Raw genomic sequence first — 11,697 nt, 5'->3', positions numbered from 1 at the left:
TGCATGACCGGCCCGGCAGCCATGCCGGGACTGGCGCAAGCGCCGGCGCTCGGCGCATACTGGCGGGCGTCATGCCGTGGGCGCGCTGCCGCCCGCATCCAACCATTGAATGAGGCTGCCCATGACCGAATTCCTTCCCCCCTGGCCTTTGCTGACCGCATTCGTGCTGGCCAGCCTGGCGCTGGCCATCACGCCCGGCCCGGCCGTGGTCTATATCGTCACGCGCACGCTGGCGCAGGGCCGGCAGGCCGGGCTGGCCTCGATCGGCGCGGTGGCGCTGGGCAACCTGGGCAACGCGATCGGCGCCTCGCTTGGGCTGGCGGTGCTGTTCTCGGTATCGGCGCTGGCGTTTTCGGTGGTCAAGTACGCGGGGGCGGCCTACCTGATCTGGCTGGGCATCCGCGCCTTGCGTGGCGGCGCCGCGGCGGCTGACGGCGGCACGGTTGAAGTAGCGCCACGCAGCCTGCGCCAGGTGGTGCGCGACGGCTTCGTGGTGGCACTGCTCAATCCCAAGACCGCGATCTTCTTTGCTGCTTTCCTGCCGCAGTTCATGAACCCGGCAGGCTCGGCGCTGACGCAGAGCCTGGCACTGGGCGTGGCCTTCGTGCTGATCGCCGCGACCACGGACGCCTGCTACGTGATGGCCGCCGCCGCGGTGATGCCGGCACTGCGCCGCGCCGGCAGGGCGCGAGCGCTCGGCCGCTACCTGACCGGCGCGGCGTTTATCGGGCTGGGGGTTTTTACCGCGGCGTCGGGCTCGCGCGCGGCGAAGTAAGGCAGGACGGCAGGAAAGAAAAACTGCCGCGGCTCAGCGCAGCGGCAGTTCCAGGATGCCGTCCGCGGCGGGGCGGGCGCGCATCGCGCTCAACCAGCGCTCCAGGTTGGGGCGCGGCTGGTGCTTGAGCGGCAGCCCCATCCAGCGGTGCGCGGCGCAGGCCAGCGAGATGTCGGCCATGGTGAAGCGGTCGCCGCCGATGAACTCGCGCCCGGCCAGCGCCTTGTCCAGCAGCGCGGCCAGCGGCTCGGTGCGCTCGCACGATGCCTTGATGGCAGCCTCGTCGCGCTCCGCCTTTGGCTTGCGCACCAGGTTCAGGAACGCCGTCACCATGGCCGGGCTGAAGGCGGTGGTCTGCCAGTCCATCCAGCGGTCGGCCGAGGCGCGTGCCTTGACGTCCTCGGGCCACAGCGTGCCTTCGCCGTAGCGCGCGCACAGGTACCGCACGATCGCATTGGATTCCCACAGCACGAAGGGCTCGCCGCCGACATCGGTGCCGCGGAAATCCTCGATCACGGGGATCTGGCGGTTCGGGTTCAGGCGCACATAGGCCTCGGTGTCGAGGTCGCCCTTGGTCACGCCGATATCCACGCGCTCATGGTCCAGGTGCAGCTCGCGCGCGCACCAGACCACTTTCTGCACGTTGATGGAGGAGAGTCGGCCCCAGATACGCAACATTTCGGCTCCAGTGGTGATGCGCGCCCGGGCTTCAGGCCGCGCGCGGTTGCCTGGCGGCGGCCGCGGCGATGGCTTCGCGGAACAGCTCGCCAAGGATGGCCACGCCCTGCTCGATGCGCTCGGCCGACACCGTGACGAAGGCCAGGCGCAGCGCGTTGCGCTTCGGGTTGCTGGCGTAGAACGGCGCGCCCGGCACATAGGCCACGTTGCGCTTCACGGCTTCTTCCAGGATCACCATGCTGTCCAGGACCTCGGGCAGCTCCATCCAGATGAACATGCCGCCTTCGGGCGCGTTCCAGGTCACGCCCTCGGGCATATGGCGCTTGAGCGCGTCCAGCATGTACTGGCACTGCTTGCCGTAGAGCTCGCGGATGGTCGGGATATGCGTGTCGAGCAGGCCGTCGCGGATGGTCTCGTAGGCCACGCGCTGGGTGAAGGTCGGCGTGTGCAGGTCAGACGCCTGCTTGGCCTGGCACAGCTTGAAGTGCAGCTCGGGCGGGGCGATCACGTAGCCCAGGCGCATGCCGGGGGCCAGGATCTTCGAGAACGAACCCATGTAGATCACGCCGTCCGGGTTCATCGACAGCAGGCTGGGCAGCTGGTCGCCGGTGTAGCTGAGCGCGCCGTAGGGATCGTCCTCGACCAGCAGCACGCCCTGTTCCTTGGCGCGGGCCACCAGCGCTTCGCGGCGTTCCAGCGGCAGGCGGCGCCCGGTCGGGTTCTGGAAGTTGGGCAGGGCGTACAGGAAGCGCGCGCCGGCGGTCAGCTTGGGCGTCAGCGCCTCGGGCAGCAGGCCCTTGTCGTCGCTGGGGATCGAGACGAACTCAGGTTCGAACAGCGAGAACGCCTGCAGCGCGCCGAGGTAGCTGGGGGTTTCCACCAGCACCTTGCTGCCCGGGTCGATCATCACCTTGGCGATCAGGTCCAGTGCCTGCTGCGAGCCGGTGGTGATCAGCACGCGCTCGACCGGCGCGCCATGGCGCCTGGCGACGAACTCGCGCAGCGGCAGGTAGCCTTCGGTCGCGGCGTATTGCAGCGCCGCCTGCGGGTTGTCGGCGAATACGCGGGCCGTCGCTGCCTCCATGGCCGCTACCGGGAACGAGGCCGGCGACGGCAGGCCGCCGGCGAACGAAATGACTTCCGGACGCTCGGTGACCTTCAGGATTTCGCGGATGGCCGAGCTGGTCAGTTGCTGTGCCCGGCGGGAGATGGCCCATTTCATGATGTGTCTCTTGTGGTCTGGGGGAGTTCTGGGCTGAGCGGCAAGCCTGCCGCTCAGTCAACGATAAATAGTCGTGCGCCCTTCGGCGAGGACGAACGGTGCGCTTCCGCCTGGTCGGCTACCTGGTAGCTGGTGCCCGCGCCGAGCACGAACTGCCGGCCGTCTTCCAGCTCGGTATGGAGCTCGCCGTCCAGCACGAACAGGATATGGCCCTTGCTGCACCAGTGGTCGGCCAGGTAGCCCGGCGAATATTCGACCATGCGCACGCGGATGTCGCCGAACTGGCGCGTGCGCCAGGTGGCTTCGCCCTGCTCGCCGGGGTGGCGGGTCGGCGCGATGGCCGACCAGTCGGTGGTGCCGAAGGGCAGGTTGTCGATGCGCATGCGGGCCTCAGGCCGCCTTCACTTCGGCGATCATCTCGATCTCGACGCAGGCGCCCAGCGGGACCTGCGCCACGCCGAAGGCGCTGCGCGCATGCTTGCCGTTGTCGCCGAACACTTCGGCCAAAAGCTCCGAGGCGCCGTTGGTGACCAGGTGCTGCTCGGTGAATTCGGGAGTCGAGTTGACCAGGCTCATCACCTTGACGATGCGGGTGACGCGGTTCAGGTCGCCCACATGCGCGTGCAGCGTGGCCAGCAGGTCGATGGCGATCGCGCGCGCTGCGGCCTTGCCGGACTCGGTGTCGATGTCCTTGCCCAGCTTGCCGGTCCATACCTTGCCGTCCTTGCGGGCGATATGGCCCGACAGGAATACGGTGTTGCCGGTTTGCGCGGCCATTACATAGGCGGCGGCGGGGGCGTTGACGGCCGGCAGTTCGATGCCGAGGCGGGCAAGGGTGTCGTAGACGGACATGTAGGCTCCAGTCAGTGAATGCGTCCAGGGAGGATCGGTGGCGTTTCCGGGGCGGGGGCGGGTGCGCTTTGCTGCACGGCGGCGCGGCGGCCGAGGGCCACGACGGCGATCACCGCCACCGCGAAGGTGATGGTAGGGGCGTCAAGCGGCTCGGCCAGAATCAGCGCACCGCCCGCCAGCGTCAGGAACGGCTGCAGCAATTGTATCTGGCCGACGCGCGCCACGCCGCCTTTTGCGAGGCCGGCGTACCAGAAAAGGAAGCCGACAAACATCGAGAACACCGACACATAGGCCATGCCGCCCCAGGCGCGCGGCGACGCCGCGGCAATCGCCGGCAGGTCGCGCAGGGTCAGCCAGGCCACCACCGGCACCAGCACCGGCAGCGATACCACCAGCGCCCAGCTGATGGTTTCCAGCCCGCCCAGCTCGCGCGACAGCTTGCCGCCCTCGGCATAGCCCAGCGCGCCCAGCACCACGGCGGCGAACAGGTACCAGTCCGCATGCTGCAGGCCGCCGGCACCCTGCCAGACGGCAAAGCCCACCACCAGCGCGCTGCCGGCCACGGCCGACAGCCAGAACGCCGGCGACGGCCGCTCGCGCCCGAACCAGGCGGCGAATACCGCGGTCGCCAGCGGCAGCAGGCCGATCACGATGGCGCCGTGGTTGGCCGGCACCTCGCGCATCGCCAGCGAAGAAAACAGCGGGAAACCTGCCACCACGCCCAGCGCGGTCACGGCCAGCCGCGGCCACTGGCCGCCGCGCGGGCGGCGGCTGGCGGACAGCGCGCCGCGCCAGGCCAGCAGCGCCAGCGCCAGCAGCGCGGCCAGCACGGCGCGCGCCAGTGCCACAAAGATCGGGTCCAGCTCGGCCACCGCCATGCGCGTGAACGGCAGCGTCTGGCTGAAGATCGCCACGCCGACAAAGCCGAGCAGCATGCCGCCGGAGGCCGGCGGGGCAGACGTCAGTGGCGAAGCGGGGCGGCTGGCGGCCATGGTCGGGGTCTTGGTTGTCATCGGCTCGGAATCGGATCGCCGCGGGTCACTGCACGCCCGGGCTGGCGCTGACCGCAATCCACAGCGCGGTCAGCGCCAGCGCCGCGCCCATGGCGCGGTTGAACCAGCGCACGCGCTGCCCTTGCTGCAGCCATTGCCGCAACGACGCGCCCAGCACGCCGTACACGCCGTTGCTGACAAAGCCCAGCGCGGCGAACACGCCGCACACCAGCAGCACGCGCTGCACCGGCGAGGGCGCGCCCGTCATGTAAGAGGCCGCGACCGCCAGCGCCAGCATCCACGCCTTGATGTTGGCGTACTGCAGCACCGCCGACTGCCACACGCTCAGCGGGCGCAGCACCTGCTTCTGTGCCAGCGCCGTGCTGCGCGCGATCTTCCACGCCAGCCACAGCAGGTAGGCCACGCCGGCCAGGTGCACGCCGGCGGCCAGCGCGGGCTGGCCCAGGACCAGCGCGCCCACGCCCAGCGCGCACAGCGCCAGGATGCTGGCAAAGCCGAAGGCCACGCCCACGCAGTGCGGCAGCGTGGCGCGCAGCCCGAAGTTGGCGCCGGTGACCGCGGCGATGGTGGTGTTGGGCCCGGGCGTGAACAGGCCCACCGTCAGCAGGGTCAGCAGGGCCAGGAGCTGCGCGGCCGTCAGGCCGGTGAGCAAGCCGGACGCCATCACGCGAACGCGACCACCACGCGCCGGTTGGTGCGGCTCTTCTTCTCGATCTTGGTCACCACCACCGTGCCGATCTCGCTGGTGTTGGCCACGTGGGTGCCGCCGCAGGGCTGGCGGTCCACGCCGGGGATCTCGATGATGCGGATGCTGGCGGTGCCCGCCGGCGGCGCGGCGCCGATGGTGCGCACCAGCTCGGGCTGGGCGGCCAGTTCCTGCGGTGTGATCAGCGTGGTGCGCACCGCGGTGTTGGCATGGATCAGCGCGTTCAGGCGCTCGGTCAGGTCGGCCTTGTCCAGGGTCGATTCCGGCAAGTCGAAGTCGACGCGCGCCGACTCCGGCGAGATGCCGCAGCCGGTCACCGGCACCGGGATCAGCGAGCCCAGCAGGTGCAGGCAGGTATGCAGCCGCATCAGCTTGTGGCGGCGCGCCCAGTCGATGGTCACGGTGACGCGCTCGCCCACGCGCGGCAGCGGCGCATCCGGTGCTGCCACATGCAGGATGCGGCTGCGGTCGTCGGCGTAGACAGTGTCGACGATGGCCACCGCGCGCCCGTCGGCCAGCGCCAGTGTGGCGGTGTCGCCGGCCTGGCCGCCGCTGCGCGCGTAGCACACGGTTTCGTCGAGTTCGATCCCTTCGGCGCCGGCCGCCACCACGGTGGCGGTGCAGTGGCCAAGATAGGGGTCTTCGTCGAAGCGCTTGCGGGTGGCGGACATCGGGGTCTCCTGGTGGGCTTGTTCTGGGTGTGGCTAGCGCAGGGTGCGGATGCCCTGCGCGGTTTCGATTTCGGCGCTCAGTTCGGGCGGGCCCTCGGCCTGCTCGATGGCGATGAGGTGGTCGGCGCCCAGCCAGGCCAGCCCCTGGCGCAGCAGCTCGGCGCGCGGGTGGCGCCCGGACAGCCTGCGCAGCGCCAGGTCCTGCCGCGGCAGGCTGACGCCGGGGTAGCTGGCCACGTCCCACTGGATCAGGCTGGGCAGCAGGCCATCGCCGGCGCTGTCGGCTTCGCCCGGCCAGGCCGGCAGGCTGCCATCCTCGGGCACGGTGATGCGCCAGTGCAGGCCGCCGCGGGTCATCGGGATGACCGGGGCGATGCGTTCCGGGTACTGCGCCTGCCACCGGCCCAGGTCGGCGGGGCGTTCCACGCGCGCGGCCCAGTGCAGCAGGAAGGGGCCGTCGCGCAGGCGCTGCTGCACGGCCTCGGTGTCCAGGCCGAACCAGCGCGCCCGGGCCGGTGCCGTTGCCGCCGGATCGACCGCGATCACTTCCAGGTAGACGCCGCCGAACATGCCCAGCACACGGTTGTACGTGCCCATGGCCGCGTGCGCACCGCCGCCCTGGGGCGCAATGCCCAGCAGGCCGGCAACATGGTCCGTGCCGGCGTCCAGGTCGGGCGCGGCGATGACGAGGTGATCGAGGGCGAGCTTCATCTTGGCTTGATGGTAGACAAGGTAGTCGGTACAGTACCGGTACAGTTGAGCGGATCGTATTCAGTACAGTTGCAGGAGCAGCACATGGATGCCAACAGCAGGGATGGCGACGCCGGCGGCGAGACCGCCACCGTCACCCGTCAGAAGGATAGCGGAGGCGACGCCCACAGCACATCGGGGCATACCTCCGGCCGCGCGCTGCGGCTGGTGGTGCCGCCCACCGAGCGCTTCCCGGATCCGATCCCCTCGGCGCAGATGACGCTGGTCGAGCAACTGACCGAATGGGCCCGCATGCGCATCGACGAGCGCGTGTTCCGCTCCGGCATGCGCATGCCGTCGATCCGGCAGCTGGCCCAGGAGAAGGGCATCTCGCGCTTTACCGTGGTCGAGGCCTATGAGCGGCTGGTGGCGCTGGGCTACCTGGAATCGCGCCGCGGCTCCGGCTTCTACGTGCGCGAGCGTGCCCCGGCCGCGCCCGCGGCGCCGGTGTCCGGCGACGTGGCGGTGGCGCGCAATATCGACGTGACCTGGCTGCTGCGCAGCATGTTCCATACCGCCGAGGCGCACAAGGCGCCCGGGCTGGGCTTCCTGCCCAATGACTGGCTCGACGGCGAACTGATCGCCAGCGCGCTGCGCGGCCTGGGCCGCCAGCCCGGCAACCATTTCCTGGCCAGCGGCACGCCGCAGGGCTTCCTGCCGCTGCGCCAGCAGCTGCGCACCCGGCTGGAAGAACTGGAGATCGGTGCCAGCGCCGAGCAGATCGTGCTGACCTCGGGCATCACCCAGGCCCTGGACCTGATCGCGCGGCTCTACCTGCAGCCCGGCGACACGGTACTGGTGGGCGACCCGGCCTGGTTCGTGATGTTCGGCCGCTTTGCCGCGCAGGGCGCCCAGGTGACCGGGGTGCCCTACACCGCCGAAGGGCCGGACCTGGAGGCGCTGGAGCGCATCGTGCAGGCACGGCGGCCCAAGCTGTTCGTGATCAACTCGGTGCTGCACAACCCCACCGGCACCTCGCTGTCGGCGGCCAAGGCCTTCCAGCTGCTGCGCCTGGCCGAGCAGTACGACTTCCTGATCGTCGAGGACGATATCTACTGCGACCTGTGCCCGCCCGGCCACGCCGCCACCCGGCTGGCCAGCCTGGACCAGCTGCGCCGGGTGATCTACCTGGGCAGCTTTTCCAAGACCCTGGCGGCCAACCTGCGCGTGGGCTTTATCGCCGCGCACCCGGAGATGGCGTCGGCGCTGACCGACAGCAAGCTGCTGGCGGGGCTGGCCACGCCGGAGATCAACGAGCGCGTGCTGTACAAGGTGCTGACCGAGGGCCACTACCGCAAGCATGTGGAGCGCGTGCGCACCCGGCTGGACCGCGCCCGCGACGAGACCCGGCGCGAGCTGGAGCGCCTGGGCCTGCGGCTCTTTCCCGGCCAGCACGCCGGCATGTACCTGTGGGCCGATACCGGCCGCGACACCAACGCGATCGCCACCGCGGGGCATGAGGAGGGCTACCTGTTCGCCCCGGGCAGCCTGTTCTCGCCGTCGCAGATGCCGTCGGGCTGGATGCGCTTCAACGTTGCCAGCAGCGGCCACCCGGACATGCTGGCCTTCCTGGCGCACCAGCTAGAGCGACTGTAAGTCACATCCCGGCAGCACCCGGGCCTTGAAAAATGGCCCGGGCGGCCCTATGTCTGGCGGCACCGGCCACAGGACCGTGGCCACACCCACTTTCCAGATTCGCCTGTTTCCAAGAGGAGAACCATGACCGCACCGCACGAGACGATGAGCTTCCAGGCGGAAGTGAAGCAACTGCTGCACCTGATGATCCACTCGCTGTACAGCAACAAGGAAATCTTCCTGCGCGAGCTGGTCTCGAATGCTTCGGACGCTACCGACAAGCTGCGCTTCGAGGCGATCGCGAATCCGTCCCTGCTGGAGAACGACGCCGACCTGGCCATCCGCATCGAGGCCGACGCCAAGGCGCGCACGCTGACGATCACCGACAACGGCATCGGCATGAGCCGCGACGAGGCCATCCACAACCTCGGCACCATCGCCCGCTCGGGCACCAAGGAATTCTTCCAGCAGCTTTCCGGCGACCAGCAGAAGGACGCCGCGCTGATCGGCCAGTTCGGCGTGGGCTTCTACTCGGCCTTTATCGTCGCCGACAAGGTCACGGTGGAAACGCGCCGCGCCGGCCTGGGCGCAGAAGACGCAGTGCGCTGGGAAAGCACCGGCGACGGCGAGTTCACCATCGATGCCATCGCCCGCAACGAGCGCGGCACCACCATCACGCTGCACCTGCGCGAGGGCGAGGACGACTTCCTCTCGGCCTGGCGCCTGAAGGGCATCATCCAGAAGTACTCGGACCATATCTCGCTGCCGATCCGCATGCCCAAGGAAGTGTGGGACGCTGAATCCAGCACTTACCAGCGCACCGCCGAGTGGGAAAGCGTGAACCAGGCCAGCGCGCTGTGGACCCGCGCCAAGTCCGACATCACCGACGAGCAGTACACCGCCTTCTACCAGCACATCGCGCACGACAACGAGGCGCCGCTGGCCTGGACCCACAACCGCGTGGAAGGCCGCAGCGAATACACCCAGCTGCTGTATATCCCGGCGCGCGCCCCGTTCGACCTGTGGGATCGCAACCACAAGGCCGGCCTGAAGCTGTACGTCAAGCGCGTCTTCATCATGGACGATGCCGACCAGCTGCTGCCGGGCTACCTGCGCTGGGTCAAGGGCGTGGTCGACTCCGCCGACCTGCCGCTGAACGTATCGCGCGAACTGCTGCAGGAAAGCCGCGACGTCAAGGCCATCCGCGAGGGCTGCACCAAGCGCGTGCTGTCGATGCTGGAAACGCTGGCCGACAGTGAAGAAGAAGCCGAGCGCGCCAAGTACACCACCTTCTGGCAGCAGTTCGGCCAGGCGCTCAAGGAAGGCATCGGCGAAGACCAGGCCAACCTGGAGCGCGTGGCGAAGCTGCTGCGCTTTGCCTCCACCCACAACGACACCGCCGAGCAGAATGTGGCGCTGGCCGCCTACGTCGGCCGCATGAAGGAAGGCCAGGACAAGATCTACTACGTCACCGCCGATACCTGGTCCGCCGCGAAGAACAGCCCGCACCTGGAAGTGTTCCGCAAGAAGGGCATCGAAGTGCTGCTGCTGACCGACCGCGTCGACGAATGGATGCTGTCATTCCTGCGCGAGTTCGACGGCAAGGAACTGGTGTCGGTTGCGCGCGGCGACCTGGACCTGGGCAAGCTCGCCGACGAAGCCGAGAAGGCCGAGCAGGAAAAGGCCGAGGCCGACTGGAAGGACGTGGTCGAACGCGCCAAGGGCGTGCTCGACGGCAAGGCCAAGGACGTGCGCGTGACGCTGCGCCTGACCGCGTCGGCCTCGTGCCTGGTCTCTGACGAAGGCGACATGAGCGGCTACCTGCAGCGCCTGCTCAAGCAGGCCGGCCAGAAGGCGCCGGACGCCCAGCCGATCCTGGAGCTGAATCCGGAACACGCGCTGGTGCAGAAACTGCGCGATCTCCCCGAGGGCGATGCCTTCAGCGACCGCGTGCAGGTGCTGTTCGACCAGGCGCTGCTGGCCGAAGGCGGCATGCTGGACGATCCGGCTGCCTACGTGCAGCGCGTCAACAAGCTGCTGGCCTGACGGCCCGGCTGCCCCCGCCGCGCAGGCGGCGGGGGATTCCCATCTCAAGGTGTTGTAACGGAGCGCGTGACCGATGACACTGAAGCGGTGCTTCCCGCCTGTCGTTGACGCCGGCACGCGCATCCTTATTCTCGGCAGCCTGCCGGGCGAGGCGTCACTGGCGCAAAGCCAGTATTACGCGCATCGGCAGAATCAGTTCTGGCGCCTGACCGGCGAGGTTCTGGGTGAAGACCTGGTCCACATGGACTATGCCGCGCGGCTGCAAACGCTTCTGGCGCATCACGTCGGTCTGTGGGACGTGGTGGCGCAAGCGAAGCGTGAGGGCAGCCTGGACAGCAACATCCGGGATCACGCCGGCAACGACCTGGCGAGCCTGATCGAATCACTACCCAGGCTGGCTGTCATCGCCTTCAATGGCGGCACTGCTGCGCGTATCGGTTTGAAGGCCCTTGGGCAGCATGGCGACCATCACCGGATCATCAGGCTTCCTTCCAGTAGTCCCGCTCATACCTTGCCCTACATGGAAAAGCTGGGCGCCTGGCAGGCATTGCAAGAGTGGCTGCCTGTAAGCCAGCGTCTGGCATAGCTCGTTCACGCACCCACGTTACCTGGGCATCCCTTCATACATGCCGGTGACGTCATCCATCACCTGAAGAATGCGCTCGCTGGTCGTGGCGATGTTTCTCAACTGTTCCGCGCGACTGACCCCGGTCTGATTGAGTGCCTCTTCAAAGAACAGCCACTGAGAGCCGGCCAGCAGCAGTTCGCGACGGATTGCCTCGGTGTTCTGCGGCGCCGAGGCGAGAAGCTCCTGCGCGGCTGCGAATTCCCTGGTAGCCGCGTCCAGATCCTGCGCCATCTGGGGGGAGGTAATGCCCCAGGCGCGGAACATGCTGATCTTGGCGATTCTCTGCGAGAGCATCCGCTGGCGCCCCGCAACGTTGATCAGCTTGCCCGTCGCGGTGCCCGAATGTTTCTCGAGCAGGAGGGTTCCTTGTTGCGCAAGCTTCAGCACGTCCTCGCTCATTCTTGCGATGGTTTTCGCGCTATCGGGATTCGGATCGCCGCCGGACAGCAACTGCCTATAGGGAATCCATGTCTGCTCGAGCCTGGCGTAGGTGTCCCTGATCTCCTGCGTGGGCGCGAACACCTTCAGCTCCATGAGCTGCTTGTCGAAGAGCGCCACGGACTGCTCGAGAATCTTCTTCGAACGTTCGACGTCAACGCCGAGGCCAGCCTGGCAGTAAGCCTTGGCCATGCGCTGAGACAGCATGCGCTGGCGGCCCGCCTTGTTGATCGCCGCGTTGATCGTCAGCGTTTCGGCGCAAGCGGTCCCGGCCAGGGCCAGCGCCAGGACGCTGCAGACAATCAGGCAGAAGGAACAGAGGTCACGTTTCAAGGGCGTCTCC

At 68.4% G+C, this 11,697-nt stretch carries 13 protein-coding genes; 4 read left to right on the top strand and 9 right to left on the bottom strand.

The features are described 5' to 3' along the window. Window positions 1-121 precede the first annotated feature (121 nt). Window positions 122-775 carry a LysE family translocator gene (locus tag AC3WLF_RS28230; protein ID WP_492319798.1) on the top strand — a complete coding sequence of 218 codons (654 nt, stop codon included), beginning with the start codon at window positions 122-124 and terminating at the stop codon, window positions 773-775. Window positions 776-808: 33 nt separating this feature from the next. On the opposite strand, the gene AC3WLF_RS28225 is transcribed toward AC3WLF_RS28230, so the two are convergent. From AC3WLF_RS28225 to AC3WLF_RS28190, 8 genes are read right to left on the bottom strand one after another with little or no spacing between them, the layout of a single operon-like run. After that, window positions 809-1,453: a glutathione S-transferase family protein gene (locus AC3WLF_RS28225; protein ID WP_492359111.1), complete on the bottom strand. Its 645-nt coding sequence runs from the start codon at window positions 1,451-1,453 to the stop codon at window positions 809-811. Window positions 1,454-1,484: 31 nt separating this feature from the next. Then, complete coding sequence (locus AC3WLF_RS28220; RefSeq protein WP_492359110.1) at window positions 1,485-2,675, bottom strand: aminotransferase-like domain-containing protein; 1,191 nt, start codon at window positions 2,673-2,675, stop codon at window positions 1,485-1,487. A gap of 53 nt (window positions 2,676-2,728) precedes the next feature. Beyond that, window positions 2,729-3,058, bottom strand: coding sequence for a DHCW motif cupin fold protein (locus tag AC3WLF_RS28215; RefSeq protein WP_010813560.1), 330 nt, complete (start codon window positions 3,056-3,058; stop codon window positions 2,729-2,731). A gap of 7 nt (window positions 3,059-3,065) precedes the next feature. Beyond that, window positions 3,066-3,527 (bottom strand): RidA family protein, encoded by a 462-nt coding sequence (locus tag AC3WLF_RS28210; protein WP_492319801.1) that lies wholly within the window; start codon window positions 3,525-3,527, stop codon window positions 3,066-3,068. Between the two features lie 11 nt (window positions 3,528-3,538). Further along, window positions 3,539-4,519: a DMT family transporter gene (locus AC3WLF_RS28205; protein WP_492359119.1), complete on the bottom strand. Its 981-nt coding sequence runs from the start codon at window positions 4,517-4,519 to the stop codon at window positions 3,539-3,541. Between the two features lie 46 nt (window positions 4,520-4,565). Continuing rightward, a complete protein-coding gene (locus AC3WLF_RS28200; protein ID WP_492359109.1) occupies window positions 4,566-5,204 on the bottom strand; it encodes a LysE family translocator in 639 nt (212 codons plus the stop codon). After that, window positions 5,204-5,917, bottom strand: coding sequence for an alanyl-tRNA editing protein (locus AC3WLF_RS28195; protein ID WP_492319803.1), 714 nt, complete (start codon window positions 5,915-5,917; stop codon window positions 5,204-5,206). The genes AC3WLF_RS28200 and AC3WLF_RS28195 overlap by 1 nt, the downstream gene beginning before the upstream one ends. A gap of 33 nt (window positions 5,918-5,950) precedes the next feature. After that, window positions 5,951-6,628, bottom strand: coding sequence for a VOC family protein (locus AC3WLF_RS28190; protein WP_492359108.1), 678 nt, complete (start codon window positions 6,626-6,628; stop codon window positions 5,951-5,953). A gap of 84 nt (window positions 6,629-6,712) precedes the next feature. Here AC3WLF_RS28190 and AC3WLF_RS28185 point away from each other — a divergent pair, with 84 nt between their 5' ends. The 3 genes from AC3WLF_RS28185 (at window position 6,713) to AC3WLF_RS28175 (ending at window position 10,874) form a co-directional block, all read left to right on the top strand. Then, a complete protein-coding gene (locus tag AC3WLF_RS28185; RefSeq protein ID WP_492359107.1) occupies window positions 6,713-8,263 on the top strand; it encodes an aminotransferase-like domain-containing protein in 1,551 nt (516 codons plus the stop codon). Window positions 8,264-8,386: 123 nt separating this feature from the next. Next, window positions 8,387-10,288, top strand: a complete 1,902-nt coding sequence (gene htpG / locus AC3WLF_RS28180; RefSeq protein ID WP_492356578.1) for a molecular chaperone HtpG — start codon at window positions 8,387-8,389, stop codon at window positions 10,286-10,288. A gap of 73 nt (window positions 10,289-10,361) precedes the next feature. Next, window positions 10,362-10,874: a DNA-deoxyinosine glycosylase gene (locus tag AC3WLF_RS28175; protein ID WP_492359106.1), complete on the top strand. Its 513-nt coding sequence runs from the start codon at window positions 10,362-10,364 to the stop codon at window positions 10,872-10,874. A gap of 18 nt (window positions 10,875-10,892) precedes the next feature. Here the strand turns inward: AC3WLF_RS28175 and AC3WLF_RS28170 are convergent, their stop codons facing one another. Next, window positions 10,893-11,687, bottom strand: coding sequence for a type IV pili methyl-accepting chemotaxis transducer N-terminal domain-containing protein (locus tag AC3WLF_RS28170; protein WP_492359105.1), 795 nt, complete (start codon window positions 11,685-11,687; stop codon window positions 10,893-10,895). Window positions 11,688-11,697 lie beyond the last annotated feature (10 nt).

The sequence above is a fragment of the Cupriavidus sp. FW306-01-F10A genome, assembly GCF_058782785.1.
Note: the sequence above shows the minus strand (reverse complement) of the source record. Positions and strands in the feature narration are given on the sequence as shown.

Coding starts and splice junctions, on each gene's coding strand:
- AC3WLF_RS28205 (WP_492359119.1), bottom strand. CDS start 4,519: ATGGCCGCCAGCCGCCCCGCTTCGCCACTGACGTCTGCCCCGCCGGCC.
- AC3WLF_RS28175 (WP_492359106.1), top strand. CDS start 10,362: ATGACACTGAAGCGGTGCTTCCCGCCTGTCGTTGACGCCGGCACGCGC.
- AC3WLF_RS28210 (WP_492319801.1), bottom strand. CDS start 3,527: ATGTCCGTCTACGACACCCTTGCCCGCCTCGGCATCGAACTGCCGGCC.
- AC3WLF_RS28190 (WP_492359108.1), bottom strand. CDS start 6,628: ATGAAGCTCGCCCTCGATCACCTCGTCATCGCCGCGCCCGACCTGGAC.
- AC3WLF_RS28215 (WP_010813560.1), bottom strand. CDS start 3,058: ATGCGCATCGACAACCTGCCCTTCGGCACCACCGACTGGTCGGCCATC.
- AC3WLF_RS28185 (WP_492359107.1), top strand. CDS start 6,713: ATGGATGCCAACAGCAGGGATGGCGACGCCGGCGGCGAGACCGCCACC.
- AC3WLF_RS28220 (WP_492359110.1), bottom strand. CDS start 2,675: ATGAAATGGGCCATCTCCCGCCGGGCACAGCAACTGACCAGCTCGGCC.
- AC3WLF_RS28200 (WP_492359109.1), bottom strand. CDS start 5,204: ATGGCGTCCGGCTTGCTCACCGGCCTGACGGCCGCGCAGCTCCTGGCC.
- AC3WLF_RS28195 (WP_492319803.1), bottom strand. CDS start 5,917: ATGTCCGCCACCCGCAAGCGCTTCGACGAAGACCCCTATCTTGGCCAC.
- AC3WLF_RS28230 (WP_492319798.1), top strand. CDS start 122: ATGACCGAATTCCTTCCCCCCTGGCCTTTGCTGACCGCATTCGTGCTG.
- htpG (WP_492356578.1), top strand. CDS start 8,387: ATGACCGCACCGCACGAGACGATGAGCTTCCAGGCGGAAGTGAAGCAA.
- AC3WLF_RS28225 (WP_492359111.1), bottom strand. CDS start 1,453: ATGTTGCGTATCTGGGGCCGACTCTCCTCCATCAACGTGCAGAAAGTG.